General features: G+C 40.9%; 13 protein-coding genes and 2 pseudogenes. 3 read left to right on the top strand and 12 right to left on the bottom strand.

Translation table 11 applies throughout. The features are described from left to right. Positions 1-16: 16 nt before the first annotated feature. From A2U94_RS00630 to A2U94_RS00610, 5 genes are all read right to left on the bottom strand, one after another. The gene (locus tag A2U94_RS00630; protein ID WP_035320890.1) at positions 17-787 is read right to left on the bottom strand and encodes an alpha/beta hydrolase; all 771 of its coding nucleotides are present in this window, start codon (positions 785-787) and stop codon (positions 17-19) included. Between the two features lie 235 nt (positions 788-1,022). Beyond that, positions 1,023-2,303, bottom strand: coding sequence for a 2-oxoglutarate dehydrogenase complex dihydrolipoyllysine-residue succinyltransferase (gene odhB / locus A2U94_RS00625; protein ID WP_025910269.1), 1,281 nt, complete (start codon positions 2,301-2,303; stop codon positions 1,023-1,025). Between the two features lie 16 nt (positions 2,304-2,319). Next, complete coding sequence (gene sucA / locus A2U94_RS00620; RefSeq protein WP_025910268.1) at positions 2,320-5,178, bottom strand: 2-oxoglutarate dehydrogenase E1 component; 2,859 nt, start codon at positions 5,176-5,178, stop codon at positions 2,320-2,322. Between the two features lie 450 nt (positions 5,179-5,628). Beyond that, positions 5,629-6,078 (bottom strand): OsmC family protein, encoded by a 450-nt coding sequence (locus A2U94_RS00615; RefSeq protein ID WP_025910267.1) that lies wholly within the window; start codon positions 6,076-6,078, stop codon positions 5,629-5,631. A 105-nt stretch (positions 6,079-6,183) separates the two neighbouring features. Continuing rightward, on the bottom strand, positions 6,184-7,080 hold the full coding sequence (locus A2U94_RS00610) for an NAD-dependent epimerase/dehydratase family protein (protein WP_025910265.1): 897 nt from the start codon (positions 7,078-7,080) through the stop codon (positions 6,184-6,186). 205 nt (positions 7,081-7,285) lie between these two features. On the opposite strand from A2U94_RS00610, the gene A2U94_RS00605 reads away from it, so the two are divergent. Beyond that, positions 7,286-8,491: a DUF418 domain-containing protein gene (locus A2U94_RS00605; RefSeq protein WP_025910264.1), complete on the top strand. Its 1,206-nt coding sequence runs from the start codon at positions 7,286-7,288 to the stop codon at positions 8,489-8,491. 326 nt (positions 8,492-8,817) lie between these two features. Here A2U94_RS00605 and A2U94_RS00600 read toward each other — a convergent pair whose 3' ends face one another. Next, entirely contained in the window at positions 8,818-9,111 is a 294-nt protein-coding gene (locus tag A2U94_RS00600) for a hypothetical protein (RefSeq protein ID WP_025910263.1), read from the bottom strand. Between the two features lie 29 nt (positions 9,112-9,140). Next, the gene (locus A2U94_RS00595) at positions 9,141-9,635 is read right to left on the bottom strand and encodes a GyrI-like domain-containing protein (protein WP_025910261.1); all 495 of its coding nucleotides are present in this window, start codon (positions 9,633-9,635) and stop codon (positions 9,141-9,143) included. Positions 9,636-9,826: 191 nt separating this feature from the next. On the opposite strand from A2U94_RS00595, the gene A2U94_RS00590 reads away from it, so the two are divergent. Then, entirely contained in the window at positions 9,827-10,117 is a 291-nt protein-coding gene (locus A2U94_RS00590) for a hypothetical protein (RefSeq protein ID WP_025910259.1), read from the top strand. A gap of 1 nt (position 10,118) precedes the next feature. Here the strand turns inward: A2U94_RS00590 and A2U94_RS00585 are convergent, their stop codons facing one another. Together A2U94_RS00585 and A2U94_RS21750 are read right to left on the bottom strand one after the other, a co-directional pair. Further along, on the bottom strand, positions 10,119-11,027 hold the full coding sequence (locus tag A2U94_RS00585; RefSeq protein ID WP_025910257.1) for a hypothetical protein: 909 nt from the start codon (positions 11,025-11,027) through the stop codon (positions 10,119-10,121). Positions 11,028-11,497: 470 nt separating this feature from the next. Then, positions 11,498-11,686, bottom strand: a pseudogene (locus tag A2U94_RS21750) (copper amine oxidase); the annotation flags it as partial. 394 nt (positions 11,687-12,080) lie between these two features. Between A2U94_RS21750 and A2U94_RS20505 the strand changes: the two are divergent. After that, complete coding sequence (locus A2U94_RS20505) at positions 12,081-12,248, top strand: YflJ family protein (RefSeq protein WP_076512373.1); 168 nt, start codon at positions 12,081-12,083, stop codon at positions 12,246-12,248. 38 nt (positions 12,249-12,286) lie between these two features. Here the strand turns inward: A2U94_RS20505 and A2U94_RS00575 are convergent, their stop codons facing one another. From A2U94_RS00575 to A2U94_RS00565, 3 genes and pseudogenes are all read right to left on the bottom strand, one after another. Then, positions 12,287-13,231, bottom strand: coding sequence for an alpha/beta hydrolase (locus A2U94_RS00575; protein ID WP_025910253.1), 945 nt, complete (start codon positions 13,229-13,231; stop codon positions 12,287-12,289). A gap of 75 nt (positions 13,232-13,306) precedes the next feature. Further along, positions 13,307-13,809: pseudogene (locus A2U94_RS00570) on the bottom strand (GrpB family protein). A gap of 65 nt (positions 13,810-13,874) precedes the next feature. Further along, on the bottom strand, positions 13,875-24,077 hold the full coding sequence (locus A2U94_RS00565; RefSeq protein WP_025910251.1) for a tandem-95 repeat protein: 10,203 nt from the start codon (positions 24,075-24,077) through the stop codon (positions 13,875-13,877). Positions 24,078-24,112: the final 35 nt, after the last annotated feature.

Genomic DNA, 24,112 nt, shown 5'->3' with positions numbered 1-24,112 from the left:
TAACTTTGCCCTTCGTTCATTTTACCCCAACTGCTTTTTTTTTCGCAACTGTCGCTTTAACAAAACGTGCCGTATGTTGAATAATTTGGTCTTTATCATAGTCCATGGACGCTACATGATACGAATTAGGAAGCATAACTTGATGAGCTGTTTTTGAACGAATATGCTCCAGAATATAAGCTGAGTTGCTTGGTGGTACAACATGATCGACTGTGGATGTTAAAACTAGCGCTGGGCACGTTACGTAAGATAAGCGTTCCTCCGCTTCATCCATTAAAGATAATAGCTCGCGCATTGAACGAACGGGTACCTTATCATACGTAATTTCATGTACGTTAGGATCTTTGATATCCGGCTTATCTTCTTTTACATAGCGAAGTGTATGTGCATTTCTGTAAGCTTCCATTGAAGGAATTGAATTCATTGCTGGGTTAATAGCAATTACGCCTGACAGGTCTAATCCTTGACTTGCGGTATGAAAGGTTAACGTTCCGCCCATCGATTGCCCTAGGATGAAGACGTGCTCACATCTTTCTTTTAAAAAGCGATAGCCTTCTAAAAAGTCTGCTTTCCAATTTTCATAGGTTGCCTGTTCAATATCTCGATAGTGAGTTCCATGGCCCGTTAGACGAATTCCATAAACCGTATAGCCTTTAGCTGCCAAGCCTTGGCCGATATGTTCCATGCTTTGTGGCGTTCCCATAAATCCGTGAGAGACTAAAATACCAACTTCATTCCCTTTATGATAAAAAGCTTCCGCTCCTTGAATAACATCATAACGTTCCATTATTCTTCACCCTTTACGCTCAAATTTTCTGACAAGATTGATTATTTATATAATACACCTATAATTCCTATAAGTCAACTGGGTTTTTATTTTTTACAGAATTGTCAAAAAACATCAGAGTATGTCTCTAGCGCTTCATTATCAACAAAAAATCCGAACTATAAAAGAGTCGTTAACTCTCAATAGTTCGGATAGATCATTGACTAAAATACTTATGTCCCAGCCTCGTTTTTCATTAACCTTCTAATAATAATGTTTCTGGATCTTCTAACAGTTCTTTCACTGTTACTAGGAAACCAACGGCTTCTTTTCCATCAACAATGCGGTGATCATAAGATAAGGCAATATACATCATTGGACGGTTTTCAATACGGTCTTCGTCAATTGCAACTGGACGAGTCTGTATTTTGTGCATTCCTAGAATCCCTACTTGTGGACCATTTAAGATTGGCGTTGACATTAATGAACCGAATACTCCACCGTTTGTAATCGTAAATGTTCCTCCCTGCAGGTCACCTAGAGCTAGCTTATTGTCACGCGCTTTTTTCCCAAGCTCAAGGATACTTCCTTCAATACCTGCAAACGTTTTGCGGTCTGCATCACGAACAACTGGTACAACAAGCCCATCCGGCGCAGATACGGCAATACCGATATCATAGAACTTTTTAATAACAAGCTCGTTGCCTTGAATTTCAGCATTTAATAATGGATACTTTTTCAGCGCTGCTACAACGGCTTTTGTAAAGAATGACATAAAGCCAAGTTTTACATCATGCTGTTCAAAGAATTTGTCTTTACGACGCTTACGAAGTTCCATAACAGCTGTCATATCAACTTCGTTAAATGTTGTTAACATCGCAGCCGTTTGCTGTACTTCCACTAAGCGATTTGCAATCGTTTGACGACGGCGTGACATGCGTACACGTTCAACTGGTTTATCACTGTTCTCACTTACTGTTGGAGAAGGTACCGGCTTAGATTGACGAGCACTTTGAGCTTTTGCATCAGCTTTTTGCTCTGCTGTTTTTTGGCTAGCAAATGAATCGATATCATGCTTGCGAACGCGGCCTAACGGATCTGCCGTTGGCACTTCGTCAAGCTTAATGCCTCGCTCTCTTGCAGCTTTACGCGCAGCTGGAGATGCAATTAACCACTGCTTTTGCGGAACCTCTTCCTTCGCTTCTGCCGCAGGTGCTACCTCTTCTTTTGCTTCTTTTTGTTGAACAGGCTCTTCCACTTTTACTTCTTCCTTCACTTCTGCTTTTGGCGCTGGCGCTTGACCATCGGCTGCTAAGCGAGCAATTGTTTCCCCCACTTGAACCGTATCTCCTTCACCTGCTAGAAGCTCCGTTAGTACGCCTGAATCTTCCGCTGTAATCTCAACGTTTACTTTGTCAGTTTCTAATTCAACGATATAGTCGCCTTTTTCAACAAAGTCTCCTACCTGCTTAAGCCACTGTGCTACTGTTCCCTCTGAAATTGATTCTGCTAATTCCGGTACTTTAATTTCTCCCATTGTTCATTCCCCTTCCTTATCGTGTCACTACATCATTAGCGATTTGTGTTTTCGTTAATGCTTCTTGTAATATACGCTCTTGCTCTTGTCTATGAGTGGTTGGGTCTCCTTCTGCTGGGCTTGAACGTCTTCTGCGTCCAATGTAATCAACGCTCACGCCTTCAGGTGCTACTTCGCGAAGCTTAGACTCAACATAATTCCATGCACCCATATTCTCAGGCTCTTCTTGCATCCACGCAATTTCTTTTAAGTTTGGATATTTAGCAAATAAATCAGCTACAACTCGTCTTGGGAATGGATAGATCTGCTCAAGGCGTAGTACATGTAACCAATCTAGCGACTTATCAGATTTTTGGATGCGATCTGTTAAATCTCCGCTAATTTTACCGCTGCATAAAACGATACGCTCAACTTCTTCTGTTTTTTCACCTAAGTTTGGTTGTTCGACAACTAAGCGGAAAGAACCGTTTGTGAACTCTTCCATATTTGATACGCTAAACGCACTTCGAAGCAAGCTTTTTGGTGCCATTACAACAAGTGGACGCACCTCTTCTTTTTTCAAAACAGCCGCTTGACGACGTAATAAGTGGAAATATTGCGCCGCGCTCGTTACGTTTGCCACCGTCCAGTTATTTTCAGCAGCTAGCTGTAAGAAACGTTCTAATCTTGCGCTTGAATGTTCTGGCCCTTGGCCTTCATGTCCGTGTGGAAGTAAGAGAACCATACCTGATTTTTGTCCCCACTTCGCGCGACCTGCTGAAATGAATTGATCAATGATAACCTGACCAGCATTTGCAAAGTCTCCGAACTGAGCTTCCCAAATCACAAGTGTTTCTGGTGCAAACACATTATACCCGTAATCAAATCCTAACACTGACCCTTCAGAAAGAGGACTGTTACGAATATCAAAGGAAGCGCTTACGTTCTTCATTGTGTGCAGTGGTGAGTATACATCCCCTGTCTCATAGTCATGCAATACAAGGTGACGATGAGCGAATGTTCCACGTTCTGAGTCTTGTCCTGTGATACGAATTGGCGTACCGTCACGTAAAATGCTTGCAAATGCAAATGCTTCACCTAGTGACCAGTCTGCTTTACCATTTTCTTCAAACGCTTTCGCACGTTTTGACAAAATACGGTCTAACTTTGGAAATACCTTAAAATCTTCTGGATACGTCACAAGTTCTCGGTTAATTTCTAAAAGCTCTTCTTTTGGCACAGACGTATCTAAAGTTGGAATACCATTAAATACTGCTTTTGGCATTTCCATAATTTGATGACGCTTTTCTGCTTTTGGTGGTACTTTATCATAAGCAGTCTGCAATTTCTTTTGAAGTTGCTCACTGATTTCATTCACTTGTTCTTTAGTAACCACTTGTGCTTTCTCCAATTGTTCAGCGTAAAGCGCACGAACCGTTGGACGCTTTGTAATAATTTCATACATCTTCGGCTGCGTTACAAATGGCTCATCCATTTCATTGTGGCCAAATCGACGATATCCAATCAGATCAATTAAAAAGTCTTTATTAAAGCGGCGACGATACTCATATGCAAAGTAAGCCGCTGCCAGACATGCTTCTGGATCGTCTGCGTTTACATGGACAATCGGAATTTCGAATCCTTTTGCTAGATCGCTCGCGTATTTCGTTGAACGAGAGTCTACGCTTTCCGTTGTAAATCCAATCATATTGTTAGCGATAATATGAATAGTTCCACCCGTTTGGTACCCAGAAAGCTGATTTAAGTTTAGCGTTTCTTGAACAATTCCTTCACCTGGAAACGCTGCGTCACCGTGAATTAGAATCGCAAAAGATTTCGTGATGTCTTGCTTTGGATAACCGTTTGTTTGGCGATCGTCCTGAGCAGCTCTTGTAAACCCTTCCACAACTGGATTAACGAATTCCAAATGACTCGGGTTACTTGCCAATGTCAAACGAGCTCGAACTGTGTTTTCAGCTTTAATTTGCTTATCTGCACCTAAGTGATATTTTACGTCTCCTGTCCAACCATAGTTAATGCCGATTGAACCCTCAGATGGTACAAGCTCTTTATTCGGTGAATGTTGGAACTCAGCAAAAATCATCTCATACGGCTTGCCTAGTACGTGTGCTAACACATTTAGACGTCCGCGGTGCGCCATTCCAATATTAACTGTTTTCGGACTTTTTTCGACAGAGCGTGCAACTAGCTCATCAATTAATGGAATAAGCATATCTACGCCTTCAATTGAGAATCGTTTTTGTCCGACAAATGTACGATGTAGAAATTGCTCAAATCCTTCTACTTCCGTTAGACGCTTTAATACTGAAATACGCTTTTCATCAGAAAGAGGTTGGAAAATTGCTCCTGACTCCACCATTTCAGTAAGCCACTTATTCTCCTCCATGTTATGTACATGATGGAATTCAAACGCCATTGTCTTCGTGTATACATCGGTTAAATACTCAATTGCAGCCAGACCATCCTTTACATGTGCAGGCGCATTTGCGCAAAGAATTTCAACCGGTACTGCTTTTAAATCTTCCTTTGATAATCCATAGTCTTCTAGATGTAGAAGCACAGGATCTTTCTTACCGCTTTCTAACGGTTTGATTGATGCATATAAATGACCGTATGCACGAATATTTTCTGCTAGCTTAATGGCAGCGGCAATCTTAGCCGTATTAGCTGCTGGAACAGGCTGTGTATCTCCCGCTTCAGCATAGCTGCTATCAAGCAATGGCGGTGCACCCCAATAATCAAATAGTTCTTTTAGTTCTGGATCTACTAAATCCGACTTTTCTTCATATAACTCATACTGTTCTAATACATAGCCATAGTTTGGGCCCAAAAACCCTTTCCAAGGCTCACCTCTGTTTGACGTTTCGTTACCCATTTAAAAACCCCCAACGAGTTATAATAAGTGAAATCTTTATTCAACTTTTAATGTCTTACTAGAATTAAAGTACTAAAAGTGATTGATTTCGCATTTTCAAAATACTGATTGCCTTATGGTCAGACATCTTTACAAGCTGGATGTTCTTCCAGTACTTGTATTTGATATCTGTCTCTATTTTACCACTGTTAAGCCTGTCAATCAAAATGAAATCGCTATATTTCTTTAATTTTTTTTACTTTTTTAATAGTCTTACGACTTTTTGAAAGCGCTTTATAAGTAAAGTGAATTACTTATCAAAATAAGTCTTAATGATTGGTTATCACACAACTATCCATACAAATTAATTGCCTAAAATTAAATTTCAGATATAATAACTAGACGCTATAACTCTCATTTCTTTCAGTCATAGTTTTGCTCGTCAAACGAAAAAAAGAAGCTTACATTGAATTAAGCTTCTTTTTCTTCTATCGTACCTTCTAATTCAATTTTTACGTTCCCTTGAATTGCTCGTGAAATCATGCAGGAGGTCTCCGCTTTTTCCATGAGGCGCTGCACGCGACTTTTTTTCTCCATATCCTTTGAATCTAACACAACATGTGGACGGTGAATGATTTTTTCATAGGTAAACACACCTTTGGTGACGTCCACGACTGCTTCTGAATCCATTGTAAGAGCTGCTTGCGAAATACCGCTTCTTTCAAGCATTGCAGCAAGCGTAATAATATAGCATGTTGCAGCTGCTCCAAGCAGCATTTCATCAGGATTTGTACCGATTCCAGGTCCATCCATTTCTGGTGGGATTGAGATTTGTGTTTTTAACTGACCAGAATGAATTTCGCCTACTTCATTGCGTCCTCCTGGCCAATTTGCGTTTAAATGAAAATGATGCTTCGCCACTTTGTCCCACTTCCTTCATTATAATTACTTCTAGTATAACGCCACTGTTGGTATGTTAACATCATTTTGCTCATCAAAAAAAGACTACGAACCCGCAGTCTTTTCTTAATATAACGGAACAATTTTTGCTTCAGCTACTTTTTTCTTAATTAAAGGCGGCAGCCATTGGCGCACATCAGAGAATTCATATCCCCAAAAACTAGCCTTTTCATTGCTCATGGTCCACGAATGATCTAGCCCATAAGGTGACGCGTTCTCATCCGTTACTCTTTTCGTAATTTTCGCCTGCTGGTTTGTTTCAGTTTCTATTAAACTCATTAACTCTTTTAGCGAAATGACGCCGTTAGAGCATGCATTAATCGGTCCTTTTAGCTTTTGCTCTCCGCACCATGCTAAAAACGCTCCGGCTTCTTCTCGTGAAATAAAATTGAGCTGTGCATCAATATCAGGAAAACCTATTTCTTCTTGATGCATCACCTTATCAATATGAAAGCGAAGACGATTCGTATAATCATTATCACCTAATACAATCGGAATGCGTACAGCAGTTACTGAAAAAGGTGCTTTTTGAAAGAGTACGGCTTCAGCTTGTCGCTTTCCTTCTTGATAAGAGATATTTTCTTTTCTAGCATACGATATTGGGTACGTATATGGATCAAAATCTTCTTCGTGAAAATGTTCTTTTGAAGAGCCATATACAGATAAGGTAGATGTTAGTACATAGTGGTTTGTACTATCTCGAAAAGCGTCTACAGCTACTAAAGCGCCATGAGATGAATAGCAAATTTGATCAAAAACCACATCCCACTTGCGCCCGCGTGTTGCTTCTATAATGGATTGTTTCTCAACGCGATCCAACTTAATTCGCTCTACTCGATCACCAAACGAATCTTCACGCTGTCCACGGTTTGCAATGGTAACCTGTACTTTTTTCGCGAGCAATTCTTCAACGAGATTCGTGCCAAAAAAACGTGTACCGCCTAAAACAAGTGCTGTTTTCATCTTTTCTCCACCTTTCATAATATCTTCTTTCTTATCATACCATTATTATCCATAGTTGCGCACTTTTTAGTTGTGAAACTTTTTTATCATTTTCAATGGATATTTTGTCATTTTTTTTATTTGTTCATGATAAGATATCCATATTGTTATGTAAAACCGTAGACTTTTGCGCTACATTATTAATTGAAAAGGAGTTGAATCATGATTGAAAGGTTCACCGGTTAAACCAAGTGAGCGAATCATTATGTTAGATGTCATTCGAGGTTTTGCGCTATTTGGCATTTTGCTCGTAAATATGCCCGCTTTTCATTCACCTAATTTCATCAATCAGCTATACAGTGTAGACGTACCCTATGGAGGCCTAGACGCAGTTGTATATGCATTTCTGCAGCTTTTTGTTCAAGTTAAATTTTTTACCATTTTTTCATTTTTATTTGGAGTAGGTTTCTATTTGTTTATGAAGCGAGCTGAAGCAAAGGGATTACGGATGAAAAGCTTATTTTTTAGAAGAGCTTCTATTCTATTAATCATTGGGTTGCTTCATTTAATTTTTTTATGGTTTGGAGACATTCTACACCTTTACGCAGTTGGAGGCTTTTTATTAGTAGCTTTTTATAACCGCATGCCTAAAACTCTCATTAAATGGGCTTTCAGTCTGTTAGCTATTTATTTAGCTCTTCTATCCATGACTTTTTTCATTCCAGTTGATATGATGGACGAACTTGGACTAGGAAATGCAGATGATGTGCTGCCCACATACATTTATATGTATGAAAGCGCTCCTTACCTAGAATGGCTTTCTTACCGAATAAAAGTTGAGGTCATTCCAATTTTGATTAATATTCCATTTACGCTAATACCCGTGTTTGCGTTCTTTTTGTTCGGCTTATATACTGGGAAAAAAGGGATTTTTGAAGGTTCTGCTTACGCTCCTTTTATTAAAAAGGTGCAGATAGTAACCGGTACCCTAAGCATCCCTTTTGTTATATGCTTATTTTTATTACTGCAAGGCCTATGGGATGTCGGTGTGTACAAATCGGCTGCTACTGATCTCTTTAAAAACCTAAGTGGATTTTCTCTTTGCTTTTTCTATATGGCTACTTTAACTCGATTACTGCAGTTAGATGCTTGGAAAAAGCGACTTAGCTGGCTTCAATTTGTCGGTCGCATGGCTTTAACTAATTATTTGGCACAAACCGTTATCTGTTTTACTTTATTTAACATTTTCAACTTATACAATCACGTTAGTTTGAGCTTGGGTACAGCAATTGCCATCGTGATCTTTATTGCTCAAGCAGCATGGAGCAAAGCGTGGTTTAACTCGTTTCAGTTTGGCCCTATGGAATGGCTATGGCGTACGTTCACTTATGGACATATTTCTCCTCTTAGACGCCAATCAAAAGCAAGCTAAAAAAGAGGGTCGGACATAACACAATGATTGCTTCTAAAAGACGAACAATAGCTGTTCCCATCTCTTTGGTTCGTCTGAACACGTTCGTTCCATTGCGCTACGGCCACTCGCTTTCCGCGGGGGAGGAACCTGAGCTCCTCGCTGCGCTGCGGGATCTCCGTTTTCCCTCTATTTCTCGCAGGAGTCGAGTGTCCTACGCTCCATTCCACCCTGTTTCCAAACTGGTTTTTCCCAATCAACAAAAAACCTGACCGATTAAAAGTTATGAACTCTCAATCGGTCAGGTATAGTAGAGGCTGAACTACTTATGTCTCAGCCTCTTTTTATTAATGAAGAAAGAAAAACAAAGCAAGGCCTAAAAAGAAAAGTGAAAGAATGAATTCAAATGTCCACTGCCACTTCTCTCGTTTTAAAATAATATGTTCGATTGCAGAAAGAAATGAGCTTGCACTTACACAGGCTAAAATAAAGCTAAGCTGACTTACGGTAAACTTTGTTATGAAGCTGATAATAAGCAAAGTAGCAACAACTAAAAACAAAGTAAGCTGAACGGCAAATACCCATTTAATTCTTTGTTTATACCCATCCTTTAACGCTTGTAATAAATCATTGCTAATCACAACTTTACTCCTTTAGACATTTAAAACGACTACGATTTTATCGAGACGTAAATATCAACCTGACTGAAATTAGGGTCAATGCAGCGCTCATCATATAGCTCAAAATCCAAAACGAACGCTCGCTCGTTTCTATTCGACCACTCCCATATATACGACCAAGCATCTAAAACTACTTTCTTCGCCGGACCGATAGCAGTTGTAAACACCATATATTCACCAGCAGGAATAGTAAACTCTCGCATTTCTTCTCTTAACTCTCCACCTGGTGTGACCTCATATCCAAGTGCAAACGTAAATTCAATCGGATTCGACGCTTCATAATCTGTATATAACGCAAACATCTTTCCAGTTACCTTATTAGCAATTTTATTTGCCATTTGTTGCTTGTAAAACATGTCCCAATGGGCTGGAATTGTCCCCGTTCCTTTTTCTTCTGCCCGATCCGTTGTACGAATTGGAACCCCAACTACGGTTAGCTCATCAATATAAGCCTTTCGCTGGTCTACCACTACATTCGCCAACATAACGACCCCCCTGTCACTTCCAAACTCTTTTAATCTCTAAATGAGGGAATTACTTCTTTATATGAATTTTATTTGTATTCAGACAAAACGTCAACTAGTCAAGTTCACTCTTCTTATAAAAAAAGAGTCTATTTTTAAAGTTTCTTCAATAGATATAGGATACAAACGAGTAAATCGATAGAGGTGAACTGATGAAACTTATTGAACTAGCGAACATTATTAAGCATAGTGAGCTCACTGCTATAGAGCATTTTCCAGAAGAGCTTTATACTGAATATACGATTACTAACCCGGTTATTCATATCTCCTTAAAAACAAGTCAAACCAAACAGCAAGTTATTTCTTTTTCTATTTACCTGAAAAAGGAAAAGAAATATTGGGCTTCATATGACCATAACGCCGATTCAATCTATGAACTATATTGTAACCTTCATCTGCCAGCTTCAATTAAAGAAATTTTCCTTCACATGGCTAATTGCTAGCTTATACAAATAGACTTAACGTTTGTTTATCAATTTTTCTCGTATTGTCTTTTTCATAGGTTTTGTGAATATGGCGCTTAATTTGTTTTAAGAATGACATCACTTCACCACTTGACATAAACGCATGATTTAATGATAACGAGTACTTATTGGCCACTCGAAGCTCCTCAGCCCCTACTGATATTGGAACATATCGAAAGAGGTTCCATGGATAGTAGAGCGTTGTAAACGACTTTGAAAAATAAATCCCCTCTGCACATATCGTAATTCCTTCGGTTTTTTGATGGGGATATGTACTTAAATGCGCAACAATGTGATTTGTTTTGGCTACGGGTAAGCGGTTTTTAATTTCCTTGGTCATTTCTATGCCTAACTGATCTGTTGTTGCCAACACTTGCTCTGCTTTTAGTAGCGGGTTATTCTCTTGAAAAGATGCGCAAATCGATGTTAATTCTTCTAACGAAATTGATGGATATGTATGTTCTCTGCACATAAATTCGTGTGAATGGTGACACAATAGCTGCTGAATTTTTTGCAATAAGTCTACTAACTTCTTAGCAGAATATGCATTTTCATTTAGGTGAAAAATCTCTTTATCATTAAAGCAGATAATTTGTTCTCCTCTGAGGGAGATAGATGTAAGCTGTTGAAACTCATTCCAGCTTATCGATCCTTTCTTTTTACGCCAACACTTCCAATAAAGTCCGTCGGTCGTTAAGTAAAATCCTCTCTTACCATAAAATCCGATTAAAGACGTATCTAAGTATGCAATTACCTTTTCTTGCTTTTTCATTTGAAAATATTTTCCGGCCGCTTTTTCGCATGAACGTGGAATGGATGTTGCATAAAAACTTGCCTCTTGATACATTAAGCATAAATCTCTTAGATACGTTGTTTTCGTTGGTGCCACGTCCATCCCCCCTTTTTCTACTACCTTATTAAACGTAACAAATTAGAAAAAGTTTCATATTTTTATCAATTCCCTAAAAAACTTTTTTTATTCCGAAAAATAAGATAATAAAAACCAAGAAATGCCCATTAAAAAAGCGTACAGGATTTCCAATACGCTTCTCAAAGATTTTCGTTTACTTTATCTTCTTTCATTTTCGCTGCTTCTAGCGACTCAACTCGCTTAATAAGCTGATGCAGATATTTCATTAGATTTGTTTCAACAAACGATTAAAACGATTAACCGCGAGCACTATTCAACTGAGCAGCTTGATATCTGGTCAGGTCAAGCAGGCTGGATAAATCGCTTAGAACAAGATGTTACGTTCGTCGCCACTATCCAAACGTATATCGTTGGATTTATTACCATAAAAGATGATGGTTTAATCGACTTATTAAAGGAGGTAACCTTCAATAGTTCGGATAGATTTAAGCTTTCGTCATTGCAGTTACTGCTAAAACGAAATGTTCAGACAATAGCTGATCAAGAGTGGAACGTAAATCTGCTGCTGGTGTCACAACTGTCGGCTGCATTTGTGCCGGTTCTGCTGCGCTTACCATCGTGGGAACAAGAAGTGATGCACCTAGTACTGGGGCTATTAATTTTTTGCTGATTTTCATTTAAAAACAATCTCCTCTAGTTTTGTTTTTTCTTCTACATTTTCGTAACGAAATTTTTTTATTCTTAGATCACTTTTTCCTAAAAATTTTTTTCTTTTTTGACTGTGACCTATCTTCGTTACTTGCCTAACGAATGAAGTTTAAATTTGGATCACACTCTTTTGAATTTTTTATTCTAAGTGCGTTCGTTACTTACCTAACGAATTCATTATCAGTTTGGATCACCTTCTTTTAAATTTTTTTAAATAAGTTGTTCTTACTAGATAAACGGACAATTCTTGTGCTTGGATCACTTTTTCTCAAAAAAACTTTTTCGGTTTCTCATCACATAGTTCAAGCACTCTGCAGCATAGATAATAAAAGCATTTCTATTCTAATTACGGAGGGAACTTATATGGCTCATCTTTATTCTAAAGGCTGGTTTATTAAAGAACTAAAAGCAGTAAACGTGACAAAGATTGAGGGAAGAAAGCTTGAGGTTTTCAAAACGTATATCCTTCGTAATCTCTATCTTGAGCTCGTAGAAGATGGCACAATTCAAGCTCCTTTATCATCTGAATAAACAAAAATAACAGCCTTTGAGCTTTCATTCAAAGGCTGTTATTGAAGGGATAAAGATTGATCCAAAAACTCCGTCACCCTTTTCACATATTCAGTAGGATATTCACTATACCCTTTTACATGCGGTACATCTTTAGGCACCCAAAGCTCAAATTCATCGGGGTGTGTTTTGACCATCTTTTGACTTTCTGTATACGGAATAGCCGTATCTCCGTTACTGTGGATAAATAAGATAGGACGAGGATAAATTTCTTCAACTGCTTGTATTGGACTTGCATCTTCAGGATTTAAATCAGCAATATACGGAACCGTTGCTAGCGTAAGTGGCGTAAACGGAAAGTCTGGAAGCTTTGACCATACTGATAGATTATCCTCGAGATAAGTTTTTAAATCACTAAACGGACTGTCCGCAATGACTGCCTGGACAGCTTCTTCTTGACCAGCTGCTAACAGTGATGTTGCTGCTCCCATTGAAATTCCGTATAGAACAATGGGCTCATCTGTTTCTTCCTTCACTCGATCAATGACTCCCAGTAAATCCAGCTGTTCTTTTACACCAATTGTCGTTTGATCTCCTTGTGATTCTCCAGCATTTCGAAAATCGAAGGTCACCACTCGATATCCAGCTTCTATTAAACTTTTACTCAAAGGAAGAAACCCTCCATTTAAATCATGACGATTTCCTCCGTAGCCATGAGACATAATAATAGTAGCTTTCGGAGAACTTTGTGGCTCCATCATCCACCCTTTAAGCTCCGTTTCTCCATCTCTACTTGTAAATGCTTCATCGCGATATGTTAAACCATACGTACTTGGATTTTCTGTTACAGGCTGTCGCTCTTTTTTGGTCAAGCTAAGACCCACATAAATTGAAATTGCTATACATAGTACAATCACTAGCAAAATTAATGAAAAACTTCCAATCCACATCATTTTTTTTCTTCGGCTGTTCGAAACCTGAGTTTGTTTAATAACGGGCTTCAAGCGGGCACTCTCCTTCACTTTTACTAACAAAGGTTATTGTACACGATTTTGTTTTGATATAAAAGATAAAGTCCTTTACTTTCTAAGCGCTTTCTGATCAATCATTTGTATAAAAGAAGTTTTTCCTCCTACGTATTCTGCTGGACTGTATTGATACTTTTTAGCTAGCTCTTGTTTTAAACATGCATACTCCCATGCCTCATCCGGGTGTTCCTTAAGTAATCTCTAAATCGCAAATGTCTACCCACTTCGGAATGGTCTTGTTCATACATGTGAACATGATGAGTTCTATCTTCTCCTCCTTTTTGAAAATACCGTCTTCCTTCTATTCCATTTTCTCCTTTACACTCATAGCCCATCTTTACCATTTCATTATTATATGTATGAATCAACGAAATTTGTTTAACTTCAACTAAAATATCAATTATCGGCTTTGCTGCTAAGCCAGGTACGGACGTGCTGCCGATATGATGAATACTAAGAATTTCGGCACCAAAAATCGCTTCTAATAATCGTTTTTCTATTTCATATTGATTTTGCCATTCTGTTTTGTACGGCACTACCTTTATTTCCCTCATGACGAGCCTCCTCTTAAAAAATCCTTTTGTATAGCGTACTATACAAAAGGATTTTTGAGAATTCTTTAGAGAATAATTGAACACCTAAAACTGATACCGCGTTGGACGATAAAGGTGATGGTTGCTATCGATGTTACACCAGCACTATTAGTCACGCTCACCACAACAGAATCCGTTCCGACGAAATTTGGATTTGGCGTGTACGTGATTACGCCCGTTTCCTGATTAATGAAGGCTACTCCGTTTTGCGGTGGAGTGACAATTCTGTAGGCCAGCGGTAATCCTTGTGAATCCCTGGCAACAATTTGAGCTTGAATCGTTTCATTGACGTTTAGCGTAAACGCTTGATCTTTAATAATTGGTGCGTCTGGCTGATTTTCAATCACTGTAATTGTTACGGTTGCCGTAGTTGCTGCACCCGTGTCATCAATTACTAGTACGGAGAATGAATCTGTCCCTACAAAGTTTGCGTTTGGCGTATAGACAAATTGACCATTTGCACCTAATGTCACTCGACCGTTCGTTGGTACCGTGCGAAGCGTAAACGTTAATGGGCGCCCTTGCGTATCGCTTGCTGTAAACAAGCCGTTTACAGGTGTTCCGGAAGTTGTCTGTAGCGTTACATCATTTGCTGTAATAACGTTTGCTGATGGGGTTACGTCTATAGTCACAACCGAAAATGCTTCTTGCCCTAAATCATTTCGAACAATAACAGTGAACTGATCCCTTCCAGCAAAACCAAGATTTGACGTATACGTGTAGGCACCGCTTACGGTTACAACAACCGTTCCAGAATTCGGCGTTGTCGCTACCGTATAAGTGAGCGGGCGTCCTTGTGAATCACTTGCTACAATTTGCCCTTGAAGCACCTGTCCTGCGACAACCGTTCCGTTTTGGTCATCTGCTGTTACTTGACTTCCAGCACTAGCAATAACTACCGATACAACCACCGTGACTGAATCACCCAAATCATTTCGAACAATTACCGTAAAGCTATCAATGCCTGCAAAGTCTAGATTTGGCGTATAGGTAAACGTTCCGTCTAGGTTAAAGAGAAGCGTTCCATTTGCTGGTCCGATACCGACAGCGTACGTTAATGGGTGTCCAAGCGCATCTGTTGCTACCACTTGACCGCTAACCGGCTGATTTTGCTGACCAGACACTGTAAGTGGCTCTACCGTGATTTCACTTTGAAGTTCTTCAACAACAACCCTTACTACTCCTGAAGATGAGTCTCCACGGTCATTTTGCACAAATACCGTAAACGAATCCGTTCCGAAGAACTGTGGATTTGGCGTGTACGTAAACGTTCCGTCTGGATTAACCACAACCGTCCCGTTCTCTGGCATGGATCCTTGGGAGTAACGAAGCGGTCTGCCTTGAGAATCACTCGCTAATACAATACCTTGAACACTTTGATTTTGGACTGTTTGAATGGTTGTATCCGGAACGATAATTGTGCTTGCTGGATTATCCACAACGACTGTTACTTGAGAAATCGCTTGATCTCCCTGGTCATTTACAACGAGTACACTAAACTGGTCTTGGCCGCTAAACCCTGCATTTGGCGTATAGAGAATGGATCCATCTGGATTGACTACTGCTGTTCCATATAAAGGACTTATATTGAGTGAGTACACAAGCGGTATGCCAAGCTGATCTCTTGCGATTATTTGACCAGTTGCAGGCTGGTTACTGACTGTTCGAATGACGAGATTCTCTGCAACAACCTGATTTGGAAACGGCGTAACTACAACGGCAATCGTAGTAGTAGCGTTTAATCCCTGTGGATTTTCTACCAGTACACTGAACGCATCATTGCCAACAAATCCCGCGTTTGGCGTATACGTGAACGTTCCATCTGGATTTAACATCACAACTCCATTCACAGCTCCGCTTCCAAGAAGCGTATACGTCAGCGGCTGCCCGTTTGGATCCGTTGCAATAACAGTTCCTGATACAGGCTGACCCTCAATCGTTTGAACCGTTTGGTCTGTGACAATTGGCTGGGCGTTAACCGGTCCTTGAACGACAGCAACCACATTAGCAATCTCTGCGTTACCTTCTGAATCAGTTACAAGTACCGAAAAGTTATCGGAACCAAAAAATCCAGCTGCTGGCACATAGCGGTACGTACCGTCGGAATTGACCGTTACCGTTCCATTTTGTATCGGCGTTTGGAGCGTATACAATAGCGGAAGCCCCGTCGTACTTGTCGCCATAACTTGCCCGTCTATCGGTGTATTAAACTCAAGAGAAATTTCAGAATCCATAACTACGATTATACTTGAAGACGGCAGTACGTTGATAATAACCGTACCTATCCCTTGAACACCATTGCCATCCGTAACAATGACGTCAAAGAAACCTTCCCCAACAAAATTTTGATTCGGGGTATACGTAAACGTCCCGTCTTGATTAAGAATAACCGTTCCATTTTGAGGCTGGGTGCTAATTTGGTACGATACAATATTACCTTCAGGGTCATCAACAGCAACTAACCCATCAACTGGTTGATTAATAAGCGTTGTAACATCTGCACCAAGGACAGTAAATGGTGGAGGTGCTAGGTTAATGGTGACGGATACCGTTCCAAAGTCTTGCCCTCCCCGGGTATCTTCTACGACAACCGAAAAGTTATCGGTACCAACATAGCCAATATTCGGTATATACGTAAACGTACCATCACTATTGACCACTACGCTTCCATTTAAAGGAGCTAGGTTTAGCCTAAAGCGAATTGGGTCTCCATCCGGATCCGTTCCAATCAATTGCCCTGTTGCCGGTAATCCTTGCTGCGTTGCAATGGACAAGTCATTTACGGTTGGCGGGCGATTCGTACTAATGACAGTGACTGTTCCAAGAGATTGAGCAACGCCGCCAGCATTATCATGAAGCTCAATTGTAAACGAATCAATACCTACAAAGCCTGAATTTGGCGTGTACGTGTATACACCTGTCGCGCTATCTACCGTTAGTGTTCCATTAAATGGAAGTCCTGATATAGAATAGGTAATTGGGTTTCCATCTGGATCAACCCCTGGCGTTTGCCCGCTTACCGGCGTATTTTCAAGTGTATTAACGGTAAAATCATTTGTAACAGGCGTACGATTTACTGGTGTTATTGTTACGTTAACAAATGAAGTAGCAGTTAATCCTGTTGTATCTTCTAAGATGACGGTGAATAAATCGCTTCCTACATAATCAGTGTTTGGCGTATAAATAAAGTTTCCATCTGGACTAACCGTCACCACACCATTTTGTGCAGGCTGCCCTAGGCTATACGTTATCGGGTCTCCGTTTGGATCGATTCCAACAACTGTGCCAGTTACACTTTGATTTTGCAGAGTGGTTATTGAGTAGTTTGGCACAACCGGCGGCTGTTCAACAGGTGTTACCATAACCAGCACGGTCGTAATAACAAAGTTTCCACCTACGTCCGTAATTCGAACGGTAAATGTATCTCCACCCGTGAAATTCTCATTCGGTGTATAGGTGAACACGCCATTATTATCAATGATAACCGTTCCGTTAATCGGTGCGTCTTCAATCGCATACGTTAACGGTAATCCTTCTGGGTCTATTGCGACAATTTGAGTTGTAACAGGGGTTTCTTCCGGTGTAGAAATCATGATTTCATTTGGCGCAATCGGCGGATCATCTACCGGTGTAACCGTAATCGTAATGATGGATAAAGCTGTACCTCCCTGCCCATCACTAACCGTTACGCCAAAGTTATCTTCACCAATGAAATTAGGGTTAGGAATATATGTGAAGCTTCCATCCGGGTTCACAGTCGCTATACCATTGCTACTTTGATAAGCTAGCGTATACGTTAATGGGTCTCCGTCTACATCGGTAGCAAACACTTGATTGATAAGAATCGTATCTTCTAAAATCGTATATTGATAGTTTGGTACAATCGGTGGATCGTTTACCGGTACAACCGTGACGTTAACATTTACAATAATAAAGTTCCCAGCCGTATCGGTTACTCGGATTGTAAATGTGTCCGGTCCACTGTAATTAAGATTTGGTGTGTATAAAAACGAACCTTGCGGATCCACCACTGCCGTTCCGTTTACTGGCGTATTTTCAAGGGTATACAGTAATGAATCTCCATCTGGATCCACGGCGTTTACAGCACTTGTAATAGCCGTATCTTCATTCGTTACAACCTCAATTACATTTGGTGCAATCGGTGGGTCGTTTACTGGTAATACGTTTATTGTGATAGTTGATACCGCTTGCCCTCCATTAGGGTCAGTCACCAGCACAAAGAAATTATCCGTTCCGGTAAAGTTTGCGTTTGGCGTGTACGTATACGTCCCGTCTGGATTCACGACGGCTGTTCCGTTCACCGGTGGAGAAAGCAAGCTATACGCTAACGGATCCCCGTCTACATCCGTACCAACGACTTGGTTTGTTAGCACAGTATCTTCGTTAATACTAAACTGATAATCCGGTACGGTTGGCACATCGTTAACTGGGCTCACAGTGACCTGTACGTTCACAACTATAAATGCTCCGCTTGTATCACTTACTCGAACCGCAAACGTGTCCGTTCCGTTAAAATTCAAGTTGGGCGTATATACAAACGAGCCCTGTGAGTCAATTACTACGGTTCCATTAATAGGAGCGTCTTCAAGCGTATACGTCAATGGATCTCCGTCTGGATCAATTGCGTTAATTGTGCCTCCTACCGCAACGTCTTCATTCGTTGTAACCGTAATTACATTCGGCGCAATTGGTGGGTCATTGACAGGTACAATGGTAATGACAATCTCCGAGATAGCGGTGCCGCCGTTTTGATCCTGTACGTTCACAAAGAAATTATCTTGCCCGTTAAAGTCTGGATTTGGCGTGTACGTAAACGTGCCGTCTAGGTTAACGACTGCGGTTCCATTAGCAGGTGGAGCTGCTAGTGAATAGGTGAGCGGGTCTCCATCTGCATCTGTCCCAACAACTATGCTATTCAAAGCGGTATCTTCTAGAATCGTATAAGCATAGTTCGGAACGGTTGGCAGATCGTTTACTGGAATAACGGTGACCATTACATTCGTAATAATAAATGCTCCAGATGGGTCACTAATTCGCACCGTAAATGAATCCTTGCCGTTATAGTTAAGGTTCGGCGTATACGTATAAGTTCCGTCCAGGTTAACAACGGCTGTTCCGTTTATTGGTGCATTTTCAAGAGCATAGGTCAATACATCCCCGTCTGGATCTGTTGCAATAATTTGACCAATTAGCGTAGTGTCTTCAAGCGTTGTAACGAAGATTTCATTTGGTCCAACCGGCGGATCATTCACTGGAACGACTGTGACCGTAATAATGGATGTTGCTGTTCCTCCTTGACCATCATCAACGAGAACTGTAAACTGATCTGTTCCATTAAAGTTTGGATTCGGTGTATACGTGTAGGTGCCATCCGTATTTACCAAAGCTACTCCGTTTGTTGGCGCAACAAGAAGTGAGTATGTGAGTGAATTACCGTCTACATCTGTTGCGATAACCACTGACGCAATAGGCGTGTCTTCAAGCGTTGTAATCTGATAGTTTGGTACGACTGGCGGATCATTCACTGGCGTAACCGTAATCACTTGAGAAGAAATTGCGTTTCCTCCGGCGTTATCCGTCACAAATACGGTAAATGAATCCTTGCCATTAAAGTTTTGGTTGGGCGTATAGGTGTATACTCCTGTGGCGCTATCTAACGTAACCGTTCCAAAAGCAGGTGGACCTTGAAGAGTATAGACAAGCGGATTACCTAATACGTTTGTCGCTACCAATTGCCCCTGCACAGGAATATCTTCTGGCGTCGTTAACTGCGCGTCTTGAGCCGTTGTGTTTCCATTGGTCGCTAATACAGTAACAGTTATTGTTGAGAGTGCTGTCGCTCCTTCTGAATCAGTGACAAGAACTGTAAACAGATCTCCGCCAACATATGCTGGATTCGGTGTATACGTAAAAGTCCCGTCTCCGTTCAATATAACCGTACCGTTTGTTGGTGGCTGTTCCACTGTATAAGTTAACGCATTTCCTTCTGGGTCTGAAGCTGGCACACTACTTAAAATTGGAATATTAACCGTTGTTGTGATCGTTCGGTCTTGAACAACTGGCGGATCATTGACTGATACGATTGTAATAGAAATATTTGAAACCGCTGTTCCTCCTTGACCGTCTGATACAAGAACACTAAAGGTATCTGTTCCGTTGTAGTTAAGGTTTGGCGTGTAGGTAAACGTCCCATCTGCGTTGACAACTGCAGTCCCATTGATAGGTGCGTTTAACAAACTAAACGTTAACAGGTCTCCTTCTGGATCACTAGCAGGTACTTGATTTGAAATAACGTTATCTTCATTGATTGTAAACGCTAGGCCTACTGTCACTGGTGGATCGTTGACCGGCTGAACATTAATCGTTACCGTTGAAACCGCTGTCCCACCTTGGCCGTCGCTTACCAACACCGTAAACACATCGGTTCCATTAAAATTTAAATTCGGCGTATACGTAAACGTCCCGTCTGCATTCACAACAGCTACTCCATTGCTCGCTTGCGTTTGCAGCGTGTACGTCAACGGATTTCCATCGACATCTGTTCCTACTACAGCACCCAATAAAGGCACATCTTCTAATGTTGAAAATGTATAATTAGGAACTGTCGGTGGGTCGTTGACCGGTACAATCGTAATATTTACGGTCGAGACTGCTGTTCCTCCTTGACCATCGCTCACCAATACTGTAAACACGTCTGTTCCATTAAAATTTAAGGTTGGCGTATACGTAAACGTCCCATCTGCATTCACAATTGCCGTTCCGTTAGTTCCTTGGGTTTGAAGTGTGTATGTTAAAGGATTTCCGTCTGGATCAAATGCCACAACTTGATTAGATATCTCCGTGTCTTCTGCAATGGTAAAAAACAAATCAGATGTAACAGGAGGGTCATTGACTGGCAGCACGTTAATGGTTACTGTAGAAACAGCGGTGCCCCCTTGACCATCACTCACCAAAATTGTAAAGACATCCGTGCCGTTAAAATTCGGGTTTGGTGTATACGTAAACGTGCCATCTGCGTTGACAACCGCTGCCCCGTTTGTTGCTTGCGTCTGCAACGTATAGGTAAGTGGGTCTCCATCTACATCAATTGCCACAACGTTAGCAATTACCGGTCCGTCTTCTTGCGTCGTAAACGTGTAGTTCGGGATGAGTGGACCATCGTTTACCGAAGTAATGGTAATAAAAACAGTCGAAAGAGCGGTGCCTCCTTGCCCATCGCTTACTAGTACTGTAAATTGATCGCTACCATTGTAATTTAAGTTTGGCGTATACGTAAACGTACCATCTGCATCAACAAGTACCGTGCCGTTAACCGGTGGGTTTTGTAAACTAAACGTTAGTGGATCTCCATCTACATCCGCTGCTGTTACTTGCCCTGCTAGTGAATTATCCTCAGGAATAGTGAAAAATAAGTCTCCTGTTATCGGTGGATCATTCACTGGCAACACATTAATTGTGACGGTCGAGACCGCTGTTCCTCCTTGACCATCGCTCACCAATACTGTAAACACGTCTGTTCCATTAAAATTTAAGGTTGGCGTATACGTAAACGTCCCATCTGCATTCACAATTGCCGTTCCGTTAGTTCCTTGGGTTTGAAGTGTGTATGTTAAAGGATTTCCGTCTACATCATTTCCTACAATGGTTCCAACAACAGATACATCTTCTTGTGTATTAAACGTATAGTTGGGTACCGTTGGTAGGTCATTAATAGGTAGAATCGTAACGGTTACTGTGGATATCGCTGTTCCCCCTTGACCATCACTCACCAACACAGTAAAGACATCTGTTCCATTAAAATTCAAATTTGGGGTATAAGTAAACGTGCCATCTGCATTGACAAGTACCGTTCCATTTGTTGGTGCATTTTGCAGGGAAAACGTTAAAGGATCTCCATCAGGATCTGTAGCGGTCACGCGATTTGATAACGTAGTATCTTCATTGATTGTAAATGATAAATTCCCTGTAACTGGGGGATCATTCACTGGTAAAACGTTAATGGTAACAGTTGAAACGGCTGTTCCTCCTTGACCATCACTTACTAATACTGTAAACGCATCTGTCCCATTAAAATTAAGGTTTGGCGTATACGTAAACGTGCCATCTGGATTCACAACCGCCACGCCATTTGCAGGTGAATTTTGAAGTTGATAAGTTAGCGAATCTTGATCAGGATCAACGGCTACAACCGCTCCTATTACTGCTGAATCTTCTTGTGTGGTAAACGTATAGTTTGGAACAACAGGTGAGTCATTCACAGGAATAACCGTTATGGTAACGACTGAAACAGCTGTTCCTCCTTGACCATCACTCACTAAGGCTGCAAATTGATCCGTTCCGTTAAAGTTTATAGTGGGTGTATACGTATAAGTTCCGTCAGCATTGAGCGTAACTACGCCATTTGCTGGTGCTGTTTGTAAGCTGAACGTCAGCGGATTCCCATCTGCATCCGTCGCAAAAATTTGCCCCGTAAGCGGGGTGTCCTCTAGCGTTTGAACAAAATAATTTTGCGTAACTGGCGCATCGTTGACCGGTGTAATAATAAGAGTAACTGTTGAAACGGCTGTTCCTCCTTGACCGTCGCTTACAACAACAGTAAAGCTATCTGTTCCGTTAAAATTTGCGTTTGGCGTATAGACAAATTGACCATTCGGATTGACCGTTACAATTCCGTTTACGGGTGCTGTTCCCAATTGGTATATCAGTGGATTCCCGTCTACATCAGTTCCTACTATTTGGCCAATTGCTGGCGTATCTTCTGGGTTTGTCACGGTATAATTGGGAACTGTTGGAGGCCTATTGACAGCTGTTACATTATTAATTGTTGAAGATGATGCACCTGTCAACGTGTTTCCAGGTGTACTTTCAAATCGATATTCAATAAAGACCTGATTGGACAGCTGCGGAACATTTGTTAACGGCCCAGCTACTTGAACTTGATAGGTTAAAGTAATGGTTTGATTAATGCCTACTGTACCAAGAGAAATTCCACTTTGAATATTCTTATTAGGCTGTTGCACTCCATTCACAAATAAGCTATTCGGTACAAAGGTAGTCGCATTGGACAGCGCATCTGTCGCAACCACCAGGTTTGCTGCTGCTGTTCCTGTATTTTGAATCGTAACGGTATACGTAATAACGTCTCCAGTTCTTGCTGATGACACGTTAGCTGTTTTATTAATTGTAAAGACAGGTGCATTAATATCAATTTGAAGCCCCAAAGTATTGACGACATACGTGTCTCCACTAGTGGCTCCTCGGACTGCCGCAGTCGATTGATTGTTTTGTAACCACGGTGATACATCAATGTTTGTAATATCCCACCCTTGACGAGCACCTGAAATATTGGTTCCAATAGGATGGTTGACGTTCCCAAACGTACCTGACGTATCGATGGTACCGGCATCATTATTAATTTGAGATGCAAAAAAGTTCGTAAGTGGATTATTAGGACCTGATACCGCTTGAAGCGTTGTTGGAGTTGGACCAAATAAAAATTGGTCTCCAACTATGACTGAATCCCCTTCAATTGAACTAATTAGTAGACGTCCGTTGACAGCTCCAGTTACAGGTGTACCAAAACCAGATACCGTCGCCGTTGAAGTCCCGGCACTACTCGTTAGCTCAGCTCCAACAAAAAGGGATAGATTCCGAGATCTTTGCAGTGGGTCTTCGTATACAACAGCAAGTGTCCATCCCGCTGAGTTTAGCGTATTGTCTAAGTTTCCTTGTGTACCTGGAACTCCAAGAGCTGTATACGTTCCTGGAGTTGTGATTAAGTTCGTTACGTTGGCACTTCGTACATAAAAGAGATTCGGAGATACGGTTAGCGTTGAGCGCGTAGCGGTGTCAGGTGCAATAGTAAAGCTTCCTGAAGGTGTGCGAAACGTAATTGAATTATTAATAAAGGCGCTGACGTTTTCATCTGTGGATGTATACAAACCACCCCAAATTAGTTCAGCGTATAAAATTCTAGTTGTTGTAGATGGCAACCGCAATATGGTACTTGAAGCATTTTGCCGCCAGTCAGCCGTTGTACCAATCGGATAAGACCCATCCACTGAGCTTGCATTTGCGCTAAAAAAGGTTCCAATAGAATGGGCAGTACCGGGGGTATTTGCATTGTTTTGCTTACTGAGGCCAAAGGTATTTCCCGTAAATGTAATAGCCCCGTTTGCATTCCCTAAAAACCGATTAATATAGGGCACAGTATGTTCACCTCGTTTTTTAAATACACTTAAAA

This window comes from Bacillus sp. VT 712, assembly GCF_001614195.1.
Lineage (GTDB): Bacteria > Bacillota > Bacilli > Bacillales > Bacillaceae_H > Priestia > Priestia flexa.
Note: the sequence above shows the minus strand (reverse complement) of the source record. Positions and strands in the feature narration are given on the sequence as shown.